General features: G+C 69.3%; 15 protein-coding genes, 1 tRNA gene and 1 pseudogene. 10 read left to right on the top strand and 7 right to left on the bottom strand.

Annotation, left to right across the window (positions count from 1 at the left end):
* Positions 1 to 44 precede the first annotated feature (44 nt).
* The 5 genes and pseudogenes from DS837_RS24735 to DS837_RS24715 form a co-directional block, all read left to right on the top strand.
* Positions 45 to 1,067: an ABC transporter substrate-binding protein gene (locus DS837_RS24735; RefSeq protein ID WP_149167157.1), complete on the top strand. Its 1,023-nt coding sequence runs from the start codon at positions 45 to 47 to the stop codon at positions 1,065 to 1,067.
* Between the two features lie 4 nt (positions 1,068 to 1,071).
* Positions 1,072 to 1,920, top strand: a complete 849-nt coding sequence (locus DS837_RS24730; RefSeq protein WP_170295966.1) for an ABC transporter ATP-binding protein — start codon at positions 1,072 to 1,074, stop codon at positions 1,918 to 1,920.
* Positions 1,917 to 2,813, top strand: a complete 897-nt coding sequence (locus DS837_RS24725; RefSeq protein ID WP_149167156.1) for an ABC transporter permease — start codon at positions 1,917 to 1,919, stop codon at positions 2,811 to 2,813. Before DS837_RS24730 ends, DS837_RS24725 begins: the two co-directional genes overlap by 4 nt.
* A 58-nt stretch (positions 2,814 to 2,871) precedes the next feature.
* Positions 2,872 to 4,113, top strand: coding sequence for a threonine synthase (locus DS837_RS24720; RefSeq protein WP_149167155.1), 1,242 nt, complete (start codon positions 2,872 to 2,874; stop codon positions 4,111 to 4,113).
* Between the two features lie 2 nt (positions 4,114 to 4,115).
* Positions 4,116 to 5,084, top strand: a pseudogene (locus DS837_RS24715) (malate/lactate/ureidoglycolate dehydrogenase); the annotation flags it as partial.
* Between the two features lie 111 nt (positions 5,085 to 5,195).
* On the opposite strand, the gene DS837_RS24710 reads toward DS837_RS24715, so the two are convergent.
* Positions 5,196 to 6,206: a C-terminal binding protein gene (locus DS837_RS24710; RefSeq protein ID WP_247890114.1), complete on the bottom strand. Its 1,011-nt coding sequence runs from the start codon at positions 6,204 to 6,206 to the stop codon at positions 5,196 to 5,198.
* Positions 6,207 to 6,396: 190 nt separating this feature from the next.
* Here DS837_RS24710 and DS837_RS24705 point away from each other — a divergent pair, with 190 nt between their 5' ends.
* The 3 genes from DS837_RS24705 (at position 6,397) to DS837_RS24695 (ending at position 9,322) form a co-directional block, all read left to right on the top strand.
* On the top strand, positions 6,397 to 7,821 hold the full coding sequence (locus DS837_RS24705) for an FAD/NAD(P)-binding protein (protein WP_149167154.1): 1,425 nt from the start codon (positions 6,397 to 6,399) through the stop codon (positions 7,819 to 7,821).
* A 179-nt stretch (positions 7,822 to 8,000) separates the two neighbouring features.
* Positions 8,001 to 8,978 (top strand): alpha/beta hydrolase, encoded by a 978-nt coding sequence (locus DS837_RS24700; RefSeq protein ID WP_149167153.1) that lies wholly within the window; start codon positions 8,001 to 8,003, stop codon positions 8,976 to 8,978.
* A gap of 257 nt (positions 8,979 to 9,235) precedes the next feature.
* Positions 9,236 to 9,322, top strand: a tRNA-Leu gene (locus DS837_RS24695).
* Positions 9,323 to 9,423: 101 nt separating this feature from the next.
* Here DS837_RS24695 and DS837_RS32845 read toward each other — a convergent pair.
* From DS837_RS32845 to DS837_RS24675, 3 genes are all read right to left on the bottom strand, one after another.
* Positions 9,424 to 11,616, bottom strand: coding sequence for a hypothetical protein (locus tag DS837_RS32845; protein ID WP_247890113.1), 2,193 nt, complete (start codon positions 11,614 to 11,616; stop codon positions 9,424 to 9,426).
* A 66-nt stretch (positions 11,617 to 11,682) separates the two neighbouring features.
* Positions 11,683 to 12,000, bottom strand: a complete 318-nt coding sequence (locus DS837_RS24680; protein ID WP_149167152.1) for a hypothetical protein — start codon at positions 11,998 to 12,000, stop codon at positions 11,683 to 11,685.
* A complete protein-coding gene (locus DS837_RS24675; RefSeq protein ID WP_247890112.1) occupies positions 11,997 to 12,203 on the bottom strand; it encodes a hypothetical protein in 207 nt (68 codons plus the stop codon). The genes DS837_RS24680 and DS837_RS24675 overlap by 4 nt, the downstream gene beginning before the upstream one ends.
* Before the next feature lie 230 nt (positions 12,204 to 12,433).
* Here DS837_RS24675 and DS837_RS24670 point away from each other — a divergent pair, with 230 nt between their 5' ends.
* Complete coding sequence (locus DS837_RS24670) at positions 12,434 to 12,628, top strand: hypothetical protein (RefSeq protein WP_247890111.1); 195 nt, start codon at positions 12,434 to 12,436, stop codon at positions 12,626 to 12,628.
* A 428-nt stretch (positions 12,629 to 13,056) separates the two neighbouring features.
* Here DS837_RS24670 and DS837_RS24665 read toward each other — a convergent pair whose 3' ends face one another.
* Complete coding sequence (locus DS837_RS24665) at positions 13,057 to 13,239, bottom strand: hypothetical protein (RefSeq protein WP_149167149.1); 183 nt, start codon at positions 13,237 to 13,239, stop codon at positions 13,057 to 13,059.
* A 272-nt stretch (positions 13,240 to 13,511) separates the two neighbouring features.
* Here DS837_RS24665 and DS837_RS24660 point away from each other — a divergent pair, with 272 nt between their 5' ends.
* Positions 13,512 to 16,160 (top strand): DUF3772 domain-containing protein, encoded by a 2,649-nt coding sequence (locus DS837_RS24660; protein WP_247890122.1) that lies wholly within the window; start codon positions 13,512 to 13,514, stop codon positions 16,158 to 16,160.
* A gap of 3 nt (positions 16,161 to 16,163) precedes the next feature.
* Here the strand turns inward: DS837_RS24660 and DS837_RS24655 are convergent, their stop codons facing one another.
* Together DS837_RS24655 and DS837_RS24650 are read right to left on the bottom strand one after the other, a co-directional pair.
* Positions 16,164 to 16,397 (bottom strand): hypothetical protein, encoded by a 234-nt coding sequence (locus DS837_RS24655; RefSeq protein WP_149167148.1) that lies wholly within the window; start codon positions 16,395 to 16,397, stop codon positions 16,164 to 16,166.
* A 332-nt stretch (positions 16,398 to 16,729) separates the two neighbouring features.
* Positions 16,730 to 17,884, bottom strand: coding sequence for an MFS transporter (locus DS837_RS24650; RefSeq protein WP_149167147.1), 1,155 nt, complete (start codon positions 17,882 to 17,884; stop codon positions 16,730 to 16,732).
* Positions 17,885 to 18,038 lie beyond the last annotated feature (154 nt).

Genomic DNA, 18,038 nt, shown 5'->3' with positions numbered 1-18,038 from the left:
TCATTTTCCTACTAGAGATTAGGTAAAATTGATCGGAGGTTCGTATGGTCAACCCGGGACGTGTCATCCGCCGCGCGCTCTGCGCCTTGGCCGGGCTGGGGCTCGCCGCCGCAGCGCTGGCCGGTCCGGCGGCGGCGGAAGGCCGGATACGGATCGCCGAACAGTACGGGCTGGGCTATCTGCCGCTGCATGTGCTGCGCCACCAGAAGCTGATCGAGAAGCACGGCAAGGAACTGGGGCTCGACATCAATGTGGAGTGGGTGCAGCTCTCCGGCGGGGCGGCGATGAACGACGCGCTGCTGTCGGACAGCATCGATCTGGGGTCGGCGGGCGTCGGTCCGCTGCTGACCATCTGGGACCGCACCAAGGGCAACGCCAACGTCAAGGCCATCGCCGCCCTGAACAGCATGCCCCTGTTCCTGACCACCACCAACCCGACCGTCAAGACGCTCAAGGACTTCACCGACAAGGACAAGATCGCCCTGCCGGCGGTGAAGGTCGGCGTCCAGGCCCGCGTGCTCCAGATGGCCGTGGAGAAGGAGTTCGGTGAGGGCAAGTTCGACGCGCTCGACAAGCGGACCGTCTCGCTGCCGCACCCCGACGCCACCGCCGCCCTGCTGTCCGGCTCGTCGGAGATCACTGGCCACATCTCCGGCCCGCCGTTCCAGTACCAGCAGCTGCGTGATCCGAAGATCCACAAGGTCTTCAGCTCCTACGACGTGCTGGGCGGGCCGCACACCTTCAACCTGATCTGGGCGAAGGAAGCCTTCCGCGCCAAGAATCCCAAGACCTATCAGGCCTTCCTCGGCGCGCTGAAGGAGGCGATGGACGTCATCAACGCCGACCATTCCGCAGCGGCGGACATCTATCTGGCGCTGAACCGGGGCGACCTCGACAAGGCCTTCGTCGTCAGCATCCTCGACGACCCGGACAACCAGTTCACCGTCGCCCCCGCCCGCGTCGGGGCTTTCGCCGACTTCATGCACAAGGTCGGCGCCATGAAGAACAAGCCGGCCTCCTGGAAGGACCTGTTCTTCGAAGACCTCCACGGCGAAACCGGGAGCTGAGCCGATGAACGCCTTCACCCATCTCGCCGCTGTAAACACCGACAGCGTGGACACCGCCGGCGTGTCCGAGCGTCCGCTGCTGGACGTCTCCGGCGTCACGCTCCAGTACAAGACGCGCCGCCATCTGGTGACCGCGACCTACCGCGTCGATTTCCAGGTGTTCCAGGCGGAGCGCTACGTCCTGTTGGGGCCGTCCGGTTGCGGCAAGTCCTCGCTGCTGAAGGCGGTGGGCGGCTTCCTGGCGCCGGTGGAGGGGGCCATCCGCCTGAACGGGCGGGCGGTGACCGGGCCGGGGCCGGACCGCATGATGGTGTTCCAGGAGTTCGACCAGCTGCCGCCCTGGAAGACGGTGAAGCAGAACGTCATGTTCCCGCTGCTCGCCAGCGGCAAGGCCACGCGCCGGGAGGCCGAGGAGAAGGCGCTGGACTGCATCGCGCGGGTGAACCTGTCCAAGTTCGCCGACGTGCATCCGCACATGCTGTCGGGCGGGATGAAGCAGCGCGTCGCCATCGCCCGCGCCATGGCGATGGAGCCGGACATCCTGCTGATGGACGAGCCCTTCGCGGCGCTGGACGCGCTGACCCGCCGCAAGATGCAGGAGGAGCTGCTCCAGCTCTGGGACGATCTGCGCTTCACCGTGCTGTTCGTCACCCATTCCATCGAGGAGGCTTTGGTCGTCGGTTCCCGCATCCTCGTGCTGTCGCCGCATCCCGGGCAGGTGAAGGCGGAGCTGAACTGCGACGGCTACGATCACTTCGCGGTCGGCAGCCCGGCGTTCCAGGACACCGCCCAGCGCATCCACACCATGCTGTTCGCCGACGAGGTGGAAACGGTGAAGGGGCCGCGTTCATGACCGGCCTGTCGCTTGCTCCGCGAGGCGGCCGTGTGCCGCCCGTCCGCCCGGAGTATGAACGGACGGTCGCCACCACCGGCCCGATCGGTGACGTCGCCCGACCGCTGTCCCTGTGGGAGCGGATCGGCAACGTCACCGCGCTCCGCCGCTTCGCCGTTCTGGCCGCGGTGGCGCTGCTCTGGCAGATCACCGCGACGTGGCAGAACAACCCGCTGATGTTTCCCACCTTCACCGCCACCGTCGCGGCGCTGTGGGAGGCGATCTGGCGGGAGAACCTGCTGTCGATGGCCTGGGTGTCGCTGTCGGTTCTGCTGAAGGGCTACGCCATCGCCGTGGTGCTGGCCATTCTGCTGACCAGCTTCGCGGTGTCCACCCGGATCGGCAACGACGTGCTGTCCACCCTGACCTCGATGTTCAACCCGCTGCCGGCCATCGCACTGCTGCCCATCGCCATGCTGTGGTTCGGGCTGGGGGCGGTCAGCCTGACTTTCGTCCTGGTTCATGCGGTGCTTTGGCCGCTGGCGCTGAACACGCACGCCGGCTTCACCTCGGTGTCGGAGACGCTGCGCATGGCCGGGCGGAATTACGGGCTGAGCGGCATCCGCTACGTCGTCACCATGCTGATCCCGGCGGCCTTTCCGGCCATCCTGACCGGGCTGAAGGTCGGCTGGGCCTTCGCCTGGCGCACGCTGATCGCGGCGGAGTTGGTGTTCGGCGTCTCGTCGGGCAAGGGCGGGCTGGGCTGGTTCATCTTCCAGAACCGCAACGAGCTGTACATCGACAAGGTGTTCGCCGGCCTCGTCACCGTCATCCTGATCGGCCTCGTCGTCGAGAACGTCGTCTTCCGCTGGATCGAGACCCACACCGTCCGCAAGTGGGGAATGGTCCGATAAGCCCTCGCTCCTCTGGGAAGAGGGGATTGACGTGAGCCTTCAGCAAGGAAATCCATCCGTGCCTTTCGACAGCAACCTGACCACCGAGCGCCCGACCTTCGTCACGCATCTGGAATGCGCCTACACCGGCGAGCGGTACGAGGCCGACACCGTCCACAACCTGTCCAAGGCGGGCAAGCCCCTGCTGGTCCGCTACGACCTGGAGGGGGTGCGCGGCGCGCTGACCAAGGACGCGCTGGCCGGACGCCCGCAGGACCTGTGGCGCTACCGCGAGCTGCTGCCGGTGCGCCGGGTGCAGGACATCGTCAGTCTGGGCGAGGCGGTGACCCCGCTGGTCGCGCTGCCCAAGCTCGCCGCCAAGCTGGGGGCGGCGGAACTGCTGGTGAAGGACGAGGGGCGGCTGCCCACCGGCTCCTTCAAGGCGCGCGGGCTGGTCATGGCGGTGTCCATGGCGAAGGCTTTCGAAATCAAGCACATGGCCATGCCGACAAACGGCAACGCCGGCGCGGCGCTGGCCGCCTACGCGACGCGGGCGGGCATCAAGACGACGATCTTCTGCCCAGAGGACACGCCGGAGGTCAACGTCTCGGAGATCGAACTCCAGGGCGCCACGGTCTACCGCGTCAACGGGCTGATCGACGACTGCGGCAAGATCGTGGGGGAGGGCAAGGCCAAGGCCGGCTGGTTCGACGTCTCCACCCTGAAGGAGCCCTACCGGATCGAAGGCAAGAAGACCATGGGTCTGGAACTGGCCGAGCAGCTCGGATGGGAGGTGCCGGACGTCATCTTCTACCCGACCGGCGGCGGCACCGGGCTGATTGGCATGTGGAAGGCCTTCGCCGAGCTGGAGACCATCGGCTTCATCGGGTCCAAGCGCCCGCGCATGGTCGCGGTGCAGGCCGCCGGCTGCGCCCCGATGGTCCGCGCCTACGAAGCCGGGGAGGAGCACGCCCCGCGCTGGCAGGACGCCCACACCATCGCGTCCGGCATCCGCGTGCCGCAGGCGGTCGGCGACTTCCTGATCCTGCGCGCCGTGCGGGAGAGCGGCGGTTTCGCCGTCGCCGTGCCGGACGAGGCCATCCAGGCGGCCCTGGACGAGGCGGCGCGGGAGGAGGGATTCCTGCTTTGCCCGGAGGGCGCCGCCACCTACGCCGCCTACAAGCAGGCGCTGGCCGACGGGCGGGTGGGCCGCGACGAGCGCGCGGTGCTGTTCAACTGCGCGACCGGGCTGAAATACCCGCTGCCGCCGGTTCACCGAACGCTCGACCGCCACCAGCCCATCGACTATTCGGTGTTCTGAGGATGGGCGGACCCTACGCCGCGGACCGTCTGGTGGCCCTTCTGGACGCCATCCTGCAGCGGTCCGGCAGCAGCCTGGAGGAGGCGGCCATCGTCGCCGCCAACCTCGTGGACTCCGACGCCACCGGCCACGCCAGCCACGGCGTATGCCAGATCGCCGTCTACGCGAAGAGCCTGGAACTGGGCCACCTGCAACCCAACCGGCACGCCCGCGTTGTCCGCGACGAGGCGCCGTTCCTGGTGGTGGACGGGGATATCGGCTATGGGCAGGTGATCGCGCGAGAGGCGACGGACCTCGCCATCGCGCGGGCCAAGGCCGGCGGGGCCTGCGTGCTCGCCCTGCGCAACGCCCACCACATCGGGCGGGTCGGCTCCTACGGCGAGCAGTGCATCGCGGCCGGGCTGATCGGCGTCTTCTTCGTCAACGTGGTCAGCCGTCCGCTGGCGGCACCCCATGGCGGCGGGCGGCCGCGGCTGGGCACCAACCCGATCTGCATCGCCGTTCCCGCCACGCCGGGCCATTCACCCTTCCTGCTGGATTTCGCGACCAGCGCGGTGGCGGCCAACAAATGCCGTGTCGCTGCGGCCTCCGGGAAGGAGGTCGCCGACGGCCTGCTGATCGACGAGCGGGGCGCGCCGACGCGCGACCCCGGCATGATGTTCCGCGATCCGACCGGCGCCATCCTGCCCTTTGGCGGGCATAAGGGTTACGGGCTGGCGCTCGCCTGCGAGATCCTCGCCGGGGCCTTGGCCGGCGGGCTGCCGGCCCTGCCGGAGAACCTGCGTCCGGGCCGGGTGGTGAACAACGCGCTGGCCTTCCTGATCGACCCGACACGGGTGGCCGACGCGGGGAACGGCGGCTGGCAGGCGTTGACCGACGCGGTGCTGGACCACATCCAGGACACCCCGCCGGTCCCCGGCGGTGACGGCGTGCTGGTGCCCGGCGGGCCGGAGCGGCGGAGCCGGGCGCTGGCCGCGGAGCGCGGCATCACGCTCGACCCCGACACCGTGCGCGCCCTGCACGGCATCGGGGCGCGCTCGGCCTCGACGTTCGGGCCTTCCTGGGGGCCTGACCGGGTGGGGTCAGGGCAGGATGCGGTTGCGCAGAACCCCGTCCTCCAGGAACAGACGAGCGGTCTCGGCGGCGTTGCGGCGCATCTCGATCGCCGCCTCGTCGGAGTGGAAGGCGTTGTGAGGCGTGACCACGAGACGGCCCTCCAGCCAGGATTCCCGACGGCGCCACGCGTCCAGCAGCGGGTGAGGGGCGGGCGGTTCGGTCGGCAGCACGTCCGTCCCCACCGCGGCGACGTGGCCGCTGCGCAGCGCCGCCTCCAGCGGGTCGAGACCGGCGAACATCTCGCCGCGCGCCGTGTTGACCAGCAGGGCGCCGGGCTTCAGCTTGGCCAGAAAGTCCGCGTCGATCAGGCCGCGGGTCTCCGGCGTCAGCGGGCAATGGAAGGTCACGATGTCGGATTCGGCCAGCAGCTCGTCGAGCCGGCGGACGCGGCGGTAGCCGACCGCCTTCTCGTGGCCGGCGGGCTGCTGCGGATCGTAGCCGAGGATGCGGTGGCCGAAGGGCTTCAGCCGGTTCACCACCGCCGTGCCGATCCGCCCCACGCCGACCACGCCGACCGTCGCCGCGCTCGACCGCCGCAGCGGCGTCAGCGTGTTGGCCTGCCACGTCGTGCTGTAGCCGCGGGCGCGGGCGTCATGCTCCCACAGCCGGCGTTGCAGGGAGAGCAGCAGGGAGACGGCGTGGTCGGCCACTTCCTCCGTCCCATAGTCCGGGTTGTTGCAGAAGGGAATGCCCGCGGCCTCCAGCGCCGCCACGTCGACCTTGTCGTAGCCGACACCGAACCGCACGACGATGCGGCAGCGCGGCAGCTTCGCCACCGTCGCCGGACCGATGCGGGTGCTCCACACCAACAGCGCGTCCAGCCGGGCCAGCCGCTCCGGGTCCAGGTCCTCTTCGCGGCGGGTGTCGAGGAAATCGACCTCGGCACAGCCGTCCAAAACCGCCGCCTCCAGGTCCGGCGGGGGGATCATATGGTCGGTGATTCCGACGACGAAGGGTGCACGCTTGCCCATGGTCATTCTGCGGTCCGGGTTCGGATGGTGGAGCGGGGAATCAACATATTCTACAAGTGGTTCTCAGCGCATGGAACATAAAAGCACATGCGATACGGCAAAAGCCAACTTGTTAAATAGGGATTCATGGTGCTCCAATGATGTCAATTCGGGGGCGCCCCGCGGGGTGCTGGACACAGGGAGAGGAACGACGAGCATGCCGTCCCACGACACCGCGCACAGCATCGCCATCGTCGGCGCCGGCTTCACCGGCAGTATCCTGGCGGCCCACCTTCTGCGCAAGGCGGAGGAACCGACGCGCATCCATCTGATCGAGCGCGCCGGCACGCTGGGCACCGGGCTGGCCTATTCCACCGACAGCGCGGCGCATCTGCTGAACGTACGCGCCTACAACATGAGCGCCTATCCCGACGACCCGCGCCACTTCCTGCGCTGGCTGTGGGCGAAGGACCTTGGCGGCGCCGTGCCGCCCAGCGGCCACGCCTTCGTGTCGCGGCGCCTCTATGGCGCGTACATCCAGGACGTGCTGCGCGAGGCCCAGGCGGAGGCCCCCGCCCATGTGACGATCGACACAGTGCAGGCGGAGGTGGTCGATGCGGCGCTGGACGGCGCCGCCGGCAGCGGCGTGCGTCTGCGGCTCGCCAATGGGGAAAGCCTCGCGGTGGATCGGGCGGTGCTCTGCGTCGGGCATTTTCCGCCCTCGCCGCCGTCGCTTCCGGCGCCGGAGGTCTTCGCGTCGGACCGCTTCATCGGCGATCCCTGGAATCGTGAGGCCGTCGCCGTCATCGATCCGGACGCGCCGGTGCTGATCCTCGGCACCGGGCTGACGATGGTCGATGTGGTGCTGTCCCTGGAGAACCAGGGCCACCGCGGTCCGATCCTGGCGCTGTCTCGCCGCGGCCTGCTGCCCACCACCCATCTGGAGACGCGGCCCTTCAGGAGCTTCGTCCATCCCCAGACGATGCCCGGCACGGTGCTGGACGTGCTGATCGCCCTGAAGGCCGACGTCCGCCGCGCGCGGGAGGAGGGGCTGGACTGGCGCGCCGCCTTTGACTCCCTGCGGCCCTTCCACCCGCTGATCTGGAAGCACTTGCCGCTGGAGGAGCGGCAGCGCTTCCTGCGCCACGCCCGGCCATACTGGGAGGTGCACCGCCACCGCATGGCGCCGGAGGTGGCTGCCCGCATCGAGGCGCTGCGCGAGAACGGGCGGCTGGCCGTCCGGGCTGGGCGCCTTCAGGCTCTGGCCTTGACCCCAGAGGGGGTGGAGGCGACCGTCCGCGCGCGGGGTGCCGAGGACGCGCTCTGGACACGCACGGTGGGCGCCATCGTCAACGCGACCGGCACCGAGTGCGACTTCGGGCGCATCCGCCATCCGCTGATGCGCGCCTTGCTTCAGCAGGGGCTGGCCCGTCCCGACCCCTTGCGCCTCGGCCTCGACGTCACCGAGGAGGGTGCATTGATCGGCGAGGGTGGGGCGGTAACCGACCGCCTCTTTGCGCTCGGACCGGTCAGCCGGGCACCATTCTGGGAGATGACCGCGGTGCCCGAACTGAGAAGCCAATGCGCCGACGCTGCGTTGGCCCTCGTCCGCCGGAGCACGAGGAAACGCCTTTCCGCTTAAAAAACATTATATGAATGTTGTTAAAGATCTTATAAACCTATTTACATAGTATATTTAAAGTGTCTATCATGGTGTCCAGTGTTGATCTCCGCCCGGCAGTCGGGGGCTTTCGCGATTGCCGGCACTGCTCCCGGTCCGCGCGGCTGTTCGCCGTCGCTTCGGTTGAGAAGGAGGATGTCATGCCGGACACGATCTTGCGGCCCACGACGGAACGCCTGGATCCTCAAGTCATCGCGATGAACGAGGCGGCAGCCCGTCTCGGCGCCGCTCCCGCCGACCCATTGAGCCTCCCACTCGCCGGAGCCCGTGCGGCGGCGGAGCGTTATCACGCCTTTCTGAACGGTCCCGCGCCGCTTTCCGTCGATGTGACGGAGGTGGCCGCGGCCGGTCCCGCCGGCCCTTTGGCGTTGCGGCTCTACCGCCCGGCGGATCGTGGGGCCGCGAGGTTGCCCGTCCTGGTCTATTTCCACGGCGGTGGCTTCGTCGTGAACAGCGTGGACACCCATGACCGGCTGCTGAGGCTGCTCGCCCTGCACAGCGGCGCCGTGGTCTGCGCGGTGCGCTACAGTCTGGCGCCGGAGCGCTGCTTCCCGCACCAGCATGAGGAGGCGCTGGCGGCCCTGCGCTGGGTTGCCGCCGTTGGGGCGGCGCATGCGATCGACGCGGCCCGGATCGCGGTTGGCGGCGACTCCGCCGGAGCCAACCTCGCGCTTGGCCTCGCCCTCGCCGCCCGTGCGCCGGGGGAACCGCGGGTGTCCTTCGGGCTCCTGTTCTACGGCATGTTCGCGCATGACTTCGACACCGTGTCGCACCGTCGGTTCGGCGATGGGCGGTACGGGCTGACGACAGCGCGGATGCGCTGGTACTGGCGTCAGTATCTCGGCGGCGCGGCCACCCCCGACGATCCCCGCGCCGCCCCCTTGCTGGCCGACCTCCGAGGGCTGCCGCCTCTGCTTCTGCTGGCGGCGGATCTCGACTGCCTGCGCGACGACTCCCTCCGTCTGGCGGAGCGGCTGGCCGAGGCGGGCGTTTCCCATCGCCTCGCCGTTTACGATGGGCTTCCCCACTCCTTCGCCACCATGACCCGTCTGGTCGGTCAGGCCCACCATGCCGTTCTGCAGGCCGCCGACGCGGTGCGTCGCCATCTGACGGCCTGACACCGTTGCGCTTCTTCCCATGGCACCGTGAGTGGGCTGTGAACGCAAGCTGCTTGCTTATCCCTTGGGAATGCGATAACAGGGCGCGGCGCGCACGGAAAGGTGCGCGTGCGGGTCGATACGGCCTGTTGTCGGGTTGCTCTCAACATGAGAAAGTTGTTGCATTCCGACGCGGCGCCGCGTAACGTCCGGCTTAGGAAAGTTAAGAAATTCAATGGGTTGAGCCGTTACGCGCAGTCCATTCGAATGATGAAGTTGCGGTCGTGGCGGAATTGGTAGACGCGCAGCGTTGAGGTCGCTGTGGCAGAAATGCTGTGGAAGTTCGAGTCTTCTCGACCGCACCATCTTTCCTTCGGCGGATTGCCGGACGGATACGAAAATCGGGGCCTTTCCAGGCCCCTTTTTCATGCCCGCGTGCAACGGGTCCTTTCCCCTTATCTCCCCCTCATTCCTCCAGGGTCCAGTTTCCAGCGGTCCGGCAGGTGCGCAGCGGCGCGCCGGTATCCCGTCCGGCCGGCGTGGTCACGACGTGGGTCAGCGCGAAGCACAGGCGCCCGCGGTCCTTCGGGTCGGCGATGCGACCCGTCACGGTGATCAACCCGGATCGCAAGCCGTCTCCCGAAACCCACTCCTGGCCCGTTGCCGCCCGCTCCGTGCCCGATGCGGCCAACGCCCCAAGGAAGGCCCCGGCGACCATCGGCTGGTCGTCGTGCGTCATGCGCAGGCGGGTGGCGTTGCTCCAGCCCGGCCCGACCAGAAGCTCCGGCGCCCGGACGTTGACCGCAACACGGTCGGCGGCGATGGCCACCGCCAGTTCCAGCGGGTCTTCGGGCGCCACGCCCGGTGGCGTGTCGACCAAACCGGTCAGGCTGGCGAGCCCCGTCCGCGTGCCTTCGCCCATCTTGCCGTCGATCGCCCCGTCGTAGCGCCCCAGCCGGGCCAGCGCGCGTTGCGCCGCCATGATCCGCTCTTCCGGCGTGAGCACGCGCGGGGCGGGCATCGGGGCGCGGCCCTGGGTGATCGCTTCGACGTCCAGCCGATGGTTCAGCCGGCTGAACCCCGGCCCGCCGTTCCACAGGGTCAGCAGGCCGAGATGGATCGCCGCCGCGGCGGACAGCAGGACGAGCGGCCAAGCCCCCTGGGCCGGCGCACGGACCGGCCCGCCGAAGGCCGCGCCCAACGCCCCGCGCACCACGCCGCGCACCAGCGCCCACAGGCCCAGCCCGGCCGCGATGGGGATTCCGATGTCCCAGCCCAGCCGCAGCGCCGCCGGGGCCGGCTGTTCAGGAGTCGCGCCGGTCAGCAGAGCCGGACCGTCCACCCCTGCCACCAGAAGCAGGACCAGGGCGAGCAGCCCCGCCGCGGCGATCCAACTCCGCGTGACGGCGGTGCGGCTGGTCTCGGCGAACCGCTCCGCCAGCACGGCGGCGGTTTCCTTCACGAAGGCGGGGCTGACGCAGCCCTCATGATCGGCCACGATCGCCGCCGTGTCCGGCTCCCGGCCGCCCAGCACCGCCTCGGCGACGGAGCGGGTCAGGCGGTAGGCGCCGGCCAGGGCGAAGGCGTCGGCCGGTGGCAACGCCGCGATGCGCGCCAGCACCGGGGCCAGAACCGTGTCCAGGAAGGGGGGAAGGGGGGCGGAATCGGCGTCCGGCCCGACGGTTTCCACGTCGAACGGCACGCCGTCGCAGTCCCAGGACAGGGCGACCACCGTCAGCGTGCCGCTGCGCTGATAGAGAAGCTGCGTGCCGGAATGGCGCACCGTGGCGGGCGCGGGGTTGGCGAGCGCCGCGAAGCCGGCGAAGCCGGCCTCCTCCAGCGCCATCCGCACCGCCGCCGGTGCGTCCGGCGGCGCGGTCAGGCTGTAGGAGGGATGGGCGGTCAGGCGGGGATGGTGGATGTGCGTGAACTGACCGACCCCGCTGCAGGTCTCGCAGGCGACCACCCCGTCGCCCGCGCAGACCGGGCAGCGGTGCTGGCCGCGCCCGCCGCACTCCGGGCAATCCGGTGTCTCGGCCGTCGCGCTGTGGGTGCAGCGGATCTTGCCGCCGCGGCAGCCATCGCCACCGCAGCCCCGCACCCCGCCGCCGTCGCAACCGGTGCAGACCTCATGCAGATAGTAGGGGCCGCGCAGCGAGGGCAGGGGCGGCAGCGGTTCCTCCGCCGCGGCCATCGCCTCCACCCGCTCGTCCAGCGGGCCGAGCAGCGTGGCGAAGCGATGGGCCGTCTCCAGCGAGGCCGCCTCGGCGTCCAGGTCGCGGGCCAGCGTCGCGTTCAGTTCGGCGGCGTTGCGGCAGTAGATGGCGAAGCGCACCATCTCCGCGCCCAGCCGGACCTCGACCTCCGTCGCCCAATCGATGCTCAGGGTCAGATGGGCGCCGACCATCACCTCGCGCTGCTGGGCCTGACGGAGCGTCACCCCTTCCGGCGCCGGGACGTTGCCGGAGGCCGCCCGGCGCAGCCGCCGGATCAGGGCGGTCTGTGGAACGATGGATGGCGGAACGGTCGATGGCGGAACAGCGGACGGCGGCGCGGATGGGGAGGGAGCGGGCCGGTTCGGATCGTCGGGACTCAGATGGTTTTGCCCGGATTCGTTTGGAGCAAGGTCGTTCCGGTCGAAGTCGAGGCTGTCGGGCATGGGGCGTGCGTGTCCGCGAACAGGGGCGCCGGCATTGCAAAAGGCCGCGGACGCCGGAACGGAAGATCAGGCGGCGACGTCGGGCGCGGGGCCGCCGGTGCTCGGCGCCTTGTCGTCGGACTCGCTATCGCCAAAGTCCTCGCCCTCATCCTCGGACGCGTCGCCGGAGCCCGGCGCCTCGGCGCGGCTGTCCGGGATAGGGGCGTGGCGGACCCAGCGGCGGCCCTCCATGACGAATCCATGGTCGCGAAACCACAGGCGTTCCGCCTCATCGGCGGCGCGGAACAGGACCAGAGTCCAGGCGTCGGACGGCTGCGCGCCGTCGCCGCCGTTCTCCGGCATCGCGTAGGGCTGGAGCGAATAGGGGAAGTCGTCGCGGGTCACTGCATGCCCCCCTGATTGGAGCCGCCGGAGCCCGATGGCCGCACCGAGGCGGGCGGGGGGTCGGACCCGTCCTCCCCGATCGGTTCCAGATCGCTTTCGGCGGCGTATTTGATGAGACGGCCATCGGCCAAGCGGATGTCGTAGGTCGGCTCACCGGCAAGGGTCCGTGCGACGACGAGGGCGTCCTGGCCCGCAAACCTCACCCGTGTTCCCAACCGCAGCATCCCGCCCCCGACTGTGTCTTGATCGTTGTCTGTGACTTGATCGTCGTCGCAGGCTAAGGATTCGGGCGGGGGTGTGCTGTGTCAAAAACCGGACGCCAAAGGGGCAAGGCTGTGCTTGTGGGGTTCTCCCCTTGCGGGGCTTGGTGCGCCGGGCCCTTTGCGCTGTTGATGTGCAAAAGGACAGGTGTGGCGCAGCGATGGAGGTGTTCATGCCCGAACAGCGCAACGACGGCAACCGGAAGCCGTCCGTCATCGATCTGGTGACCGATCCCGAGAAGTTCGATCAATGGCAGCGCCAGCGGGAACGCGACGAGGCGTCGTCGGACGGAGATCGCCGCCGGGAGGGCGAACCGGGCCGCGAACCGGACCGGGGCCGTTCCGATGCCCCCAGCGGGCGTGATTGACGTTCCAGATTCAAACGGGCCGGCGGGTTACTCGGCGGCCTCGCGGGGCGGCGTCGCTTCCGTTGGAATGCCCAGCGGGGCGCTGCAATGGAACTGCATCAACCGGCGCTCGACCCGGATCAGATAGGCGCGCGCGTCCAACCCCACGGGGCCGCGGCTGTGTTCGCGGACGAGCCTGATCGCACGACAGGCGTGACCGCATTCCGGTGTGGCAAACTGGCACAAGGGGATCGTCCGCCTATAGGAGTGGGTCCTAAAGTCTTACTCCGTTCGATAGGGTTCGTCGAGCGTCGGTTGCGACTCGAATTCAATGTCACAACGTACCGTTCAGCAGCCTCGCCGGTTCAGCACCAGCAGGTTATCATACTATAGTATGTAATGCTGGGTTTGGATGCCCTGCCATCGCCGGTCAGGCCATGCTGGAAGGGTCAGCTCGACCCTGGGTTGCCCTCGGTCCGTGCGGTGGGCTGCGCGCCTTCCAGAACCGCCAGATACTCCAAAAGCCGTTCCAGCGTTTCGGTCGGCATCCCGACGGACGGGACGTCGTTGCGCTTGGCAGCCTTCAGCGCCGTGCGGAGCAGGGTGCGGTCGATGTCGGTCAAGCCGGCCATGATGATGACGTGCGTGTGAAGCGACGATGCTCAACCTGTATCATCAAGACACGCAACCACGCCATGCCCAATCCGAAGGCAAGCGCACGAAACGGCGGCCCCGGACCGGTGCCCCCTGGCCACAGCGAACCGAACCGCAATCCCCACCCTCTCTGTCACATCCTGGTGACACGCAGTGCCATACTTTTGCCGCGACGCCGAAGAGTATAGGTATCCCTTTTCCCGGTTCGCCGGGGTCGCAGCCTTTCGCCAACACGAGACTTCGAACGGTGATGCAGATTTCCTTCGCCTTCCGCTGCCGGATCGGCCGGCTTCTGGCAGCCCTGTTGCTGTGTGGCGCGCTTGCGGCGGGTGCCGTGGTTCCATCGGCCCTGGCCCAGTCCGCCGCTCCGGCGGCGGAAGCGGCGGCGGACTTCAAGACCAAGCTGCCGCAATGGCAGAACGCCTTGGAAAGGGCGGCCAACCGCATCGCCGGGGGCGATCTGGCCAACACCGAATACGAGACCCTGCGCGCCGATCTGGCGAAAATCCAACACGAGGTCCGGGAGGCCGGGGCCGCGGCGGCGGCGGCTCGCGACACGGCGCAGCGCATGCTCGACGCGCTGGGTCCGCCGCCGGCCCAGGGCGCCCCGCCGGAGGAGGCCGGGATCGCCGCCGAGCGCAAGCGCCTGACCCAGACCATCGGCGAGGCAGAAGGGCGGACCAAGCAGACCGAGCTGATCGTCACCCGCGCCGACATCCTGCTGCGCACCGCCGCCGACCAGCGCATGACCCAGCTCACCGAGCAGATCGTTCGGCGCGGCCCGGTGCCGCTGCTGCCCGCCACCTGGGCCGCGCTGCCCGAGCAGACGGCCTATGTGCAGGAGCGCATCGGACGGGCCTTCGGCATTGTGATGGGCGACGACGAATGGCGCGGCCGCCTGTACGGGCTGGGCGCGCTCGCCGCCATCCTGTTCCTGGTCGCCTGGCCGGTGCGCCGGGTGCTGCTGCGTCGCTACGGCCACCGCGATCTCGAGGAGCGGCCCAGCTACCGCCAACGGGTGGTGGCGATGGCGGTGGAGGCGCTGGCCCGCTGCCTGGTGCCGCTGGTGCCGACGCTGGTGCTGAGCGGCGCCCTGGTCGGGCTGCTGCGCGACGCGGCGGACGCCGGTCCGCTGACCGCTCTGGTGGTCGGGGTGTCGGGCGGCCTGACCGCCTATTTCCTGGTCACCGGCGTCGCCCGCGCCACCCTGGCGCCCGACCATCCGTCCTGGCAGCTCGCCAACCTCGACCCGGACAGCGCGCGCCGTCTGGTCCGCCGCGTGCCGCTCGTCATGATCGGGCTGGCCCTGGCCGGCACCGGCATCGCCCTGTCGGAGGGCATGTTCACCCCGCCGGAGCTGCGGTCGATCACCGGCTTCGGCACCATGGCGCTGATCGCCGTGTCGCTGCTGTTCCTCTACCCCGATCACCTCTGGCTGGCCGCCCCGCCGCCGGACGCGGAGGAGACCGACGATTGCGGATGCCCGGAGCCGATGCCCGGGGCCGCAGTGGACGTCACCCTGCCGCCGCCGGCCGCGGCTTCCGCCGCGGCGGAGGCCGAGGACGTGCCGCCTGCCCGTCCGCGGGTCGTCGGACTGCGTTTGCGCCTGTTGATCGGCGCGGTGGCGCTCGCCTCGCTGGTCGCCTCGGGCGCCGGATATCTGGTCGGTGCGATCTACGCCTCGAAGCTGATGCTGACCACCCTCATCATCGGCGGCGTCCTTCTGGTGGCGCGCGGAGTCCTGCGCGAGCTGCTGTGCGTCCTGCTGGAGCGCGGCAGCGGGCAGGTGGCCGAGGTGCGCGACATCGTGATCGCCACCGACCGCGGCCGGCGGATGCTGGGGCAGGCCGGGCGGACGGTGATCGACGGGTTGCTGCTGACCGTGGCGGCCTTCTTCCTGCTGCCGCTGACCGGCATGACCTTGTCGGAGATGAAGGGGCTGGCCGACGGCTTCCTCAGCGGCGTCACGGTGGGCGGCGTGCGCATCGCGCCGGGCGACATCATGTCGGCGCTGATGGTGCTGGGCGTCGTCGTCGCGGTGACCCGCTTCATCCAGCGCCAGCTCGACGAGCGCATCCTCGGCCGCGTCAACATGGACGACGGCGTGCGCAACTCCATCCGCATGGGCGTCGGCTATCTCGGCACCACCATGGCGGTGCTGATGTCGGTGGGCACGCTGGGGCTCGACCTGTCCAGCCTTGCCATGATCGCGTCGGCCCTGTCGGTCGGTATCGGCTTCGGCCTCCAGAACGTCGTCAGCAACTTCATCTCCGGTCTGATCATGCTGGTGGAGCGGCCGGTGAAGGTGGGCGACTGGGTGGTCGTCAACGGGCTGGAGGGCACCGTGCGCCGCATCAGCGTCCGCGCGACGGAAATTCAGACCTTCCAGCGCGCGTCGGTCATCATCCCCAACTCGGAGTTCATCTCCAAGTCGGTGGTCAACTGGACGCTGAAGGACAAGACCACCCGCATCGAGATCAAGGTCCGCATCACCTACGACACCGACGCCCGGCAGGTCTACGCGCTGCTGCTCAAGATCGGCTACGGCCACGCCCAGGTGCTGCGCAACCCGGAGCCGGTGGTGATGTTCCGCGACTTCCTGCCGAGCGGGCCGGAGTTCGAGCTGCGCTGCTTCGTCGCCAACACCGACCACATCATCCCGGTGCGCAACGAGCTGCGCCTGCGCATCCTGGAGCAGTTCCGCGAGCAGGGCATCCAGATGCCCTTCGACCAGCAGACGGTCCACATGCCGAAGGTGGAGGCGATGCTGGAGGTCCTCCTGGCCGAGCGTCGCGCCCAGACCGGCGGCGTGCCGGAGCTTCAGGTGGTCGCCGACAGCGGCAAGGTTGTGCCGCTGGCCGACACGCTCAGCGACCGCGGGCCGCGCACCGCCACCTGACAGTCAGGGCTGCGGCTCCGCCGATTTGCGGCGCCGCAGTTGGGTCACCTTGGGCGGGGTCCCGGCGGGGTCGGGAAGCGGTTGCCAGCCGGCGATGGCGCGCACGCAGCGCAGCGCCTCCGGATTGTTGGCGAAGACCGGGAACAGCCGGCGCAGTTCCACCACGGCGGACCATTCGCCGCGGTCGTGGAAGGCCCGGCGGATCGTTTCGGCTTCGCTTTCGCTGACGGTGAACATGGCGCCACAGTGCCCCGCGGACCTACGGCGCGCAAATCGTCTCGGCGCCGGGAACAGCCCTTTGCCGTGGCCCGCAAACCCTGTCAAGGAAAGTTGTTCACAGGCGCGCGCATCCTTCGCTTGACTCCCGTTGCGGGGCGGGGCAGGCCGCGGACCAGGGCGGAAACGGCGCGTCAGGCGCGAAAACGCCTTGAACGGCGCGGTTTTCTAATGTGCCCAAAATTCAGGCATTTGTGCCGGACCCCTTGAGGGGCCGCCTGTCCCTTCGGTTACCCCTCGATTCGCCAACAGAGTTATCCACAGAATCTGGGGATATCCGAAATATTGAAATATCAGGCGGGCCGGCGACGGATCAATCGGACGGCCCCGAAGCCCAGCAGCATGGTCAGCACGCCGCCGAACAGGAACAGGGCGGGCAGGCCGACTTGATCGGCGACCGCCCCATAGACCACCGGCCCGACCCCCTGCCCCAGGAAGAAGGAGGAGGCGAAGAGGGCGAGCGCCGACCCGCGGGCCGTCGCCGACAGCTCCGTCGCCTGGGTCTGCATGGTGTTGTGCAGCATGTAGAAGCCGAATCCGGCGACCAGGAACAGCAGGGACACCACCGGCCAGGGGACCGGTGCGAGCATCGCCAGATAGGCCCCCCCGGCCACCAGACCGCCGGCCCCCATCATCCCCCATTGGCCGAGCGTGCCGAGCAGGCGCCGCACGATGAAGCTGTAGACGACTCCGCCGATGGCGAAGGCGGCGAGCGTCACCCCGGCCTCGAAGGCGCCCTCCGCCCCGTGGCGGGCCAGCATGGGGGCGACGAAGGGGAAGACGCCGAAGATCAGCAGCCCTTCCGCCGCCACCGTCGCGAAGACCCAGACCGACACCGGATTCGCCAGGACGGAGGCGTAGCGCGCCCGCGCGTCCGTAATGGACAGGCGATGCCGCTCCTCGCGCTCGCCCTTCAGGAGGAGGGCGGCGGTCAGCGCGATCAGGCCGGTCACCAGCGCGGCCAGGGCGAAGACGGTGCGCCAGCCCGCCACCTCCGACAGGGCGCCGGCCACCGCGGAGCCGGACATCTGGCCGAGGATGACCGCCAGCAGGAAGCGGCTGATGGCGAATTGCCGCTCCGTGTAGACCACCCGGTCGCCGATCAGCGCCATGGCGGCCGGGATGATCCCCCCGGCGAAGGCGCCGGCCAGCACCCGCGAGGCCAGCACGGTGTAGTAGCCGGGCGCCACCGCAGACAGCGCCACGCCGATGGTCAGGACGACCAGCGACAGCCGGATCAGCCGCGTCTTGCCGATGGCGTCGCCGACCGGCCCCAGGATGAGCTGCATCGCCGCATAGGGCAGGGTGTAGGCGGAGGAGAGCAGGGCCGCCTCGGCCACGCCGATGCCGAGGTCCGACGCGATGACGGTCAGCATCGGATCGGTGGTCCGCAGCGAGAAGGCGCTTGCGAAACCGGCGAGGCCGAGCATCAGGATGAGAAGGCGCATGGAGGGCGTCGGCCGGTCTATGGTCTGGGGCTTGCGGGGGCACAACCCTAAAGCAGACGTGCCCGCCCGGCGCATGGCAAGATGGCCATGGCACCCATGCGCGTGCATGATCCGGCACGCCTCGACCACCGTATAGGACAAGGCCGTACCGACC

It is taken from the genome of Azospirillum brasilense (assembly GCF_008365405.1).
Classification (GTDB): Bacteria; Pseudomonadota; Alphaproteobacteria; order Azospirillales; family Azospirillaceae; genus Azospirillum; species Azospirillum brasilense_D.
The sequence above is the reverse complement of the archived record's forward strand: the minus strand, read 5'-3'. Positions and strand labels throughout refer to the sequence as shown.

Coding starts and splice junctions, on each gene's coding strand:
- DS837_RS24735 (WP_149167157.1), top strand. CDS start 45: ATGGTCAACCCGGGACGTGTCATCCGCCGCGCGCTCTGCGCCTTGGCC.
- DS837_RS24730 (WP_170295966.1), top strand. CDS start 1,072: ATGAACGCCTTCACCCATCTCGCCGCTGTAAACACCGACAGCGTGGAC.
- DS837_RS24725 (WP_149167156.1), top strand. CDS start 1,917: ATGACCGGCCTGTCGCTTGCTCCGCGAGGCGGCCGTGTGCCGCCCGTC.
- DS837_RS24710 (WP_247890114.1), bottom strand. CDS start 6,206: ATGACCATGGGCAAGCGTGCACCCTTCGTCGTCGGAATCACCGACCAT.
- DS837_RS24705 (WP_149167154.1), top strand. CDS start 6,397: ATGCCGTCCCACGACACCGCGCACAGCATCGCCATCGTCGGCGCCGGC.
- DS837_RS24700 (WP_149167153.1), top strand. CDS start 8,001: ATGCCGGACACGATCTTGCGGCCCACGACGGAACGCCTGGATCCTCAA.
- DS837_RS32845 (WP_247890113.1), bottom strand. CDS start 11,616: ATGCCCGACAGCCTCGACTTCGACCGGAACGACCTTGCTCCAAACGAA.
- DS837_RS24670 (WP_247890111.1), top strand. CDS start 12,434: ATGCCCGAACAGCGCAACGACGGCAACCGGAAGCCGTCCGTCATCGAT.
- DS837_RS24665 (WP_149167149.1), bottom strand. CDS start 13,239: ATGGCCGGCTTGACCGACATCGACCGCACCCTGCTCCGCACGGCGCTG.
- DS837_RS24660 (WP_247890122.1), top strand. CDS start 13,512: ATGCAGATTTCCTTCGCCTTCCGCTGCCGGATCGGCCGGCTTCTGGCA.
- DS837_RS24655 (WP_149167148.1), bottom strand. CDS start 16,397: ATGTTCACCGTCAGCGAAAGCGAAGCCGAAACGATCCGCCGGGCCTTC.
- DS837_RS24650 (WP_149167147.1), bottom strand. CDS start 17,884: ATGCGCCTTCTCATCCTGATGCTCGGCCTCGCCGGTTTCGCAAGCGCC.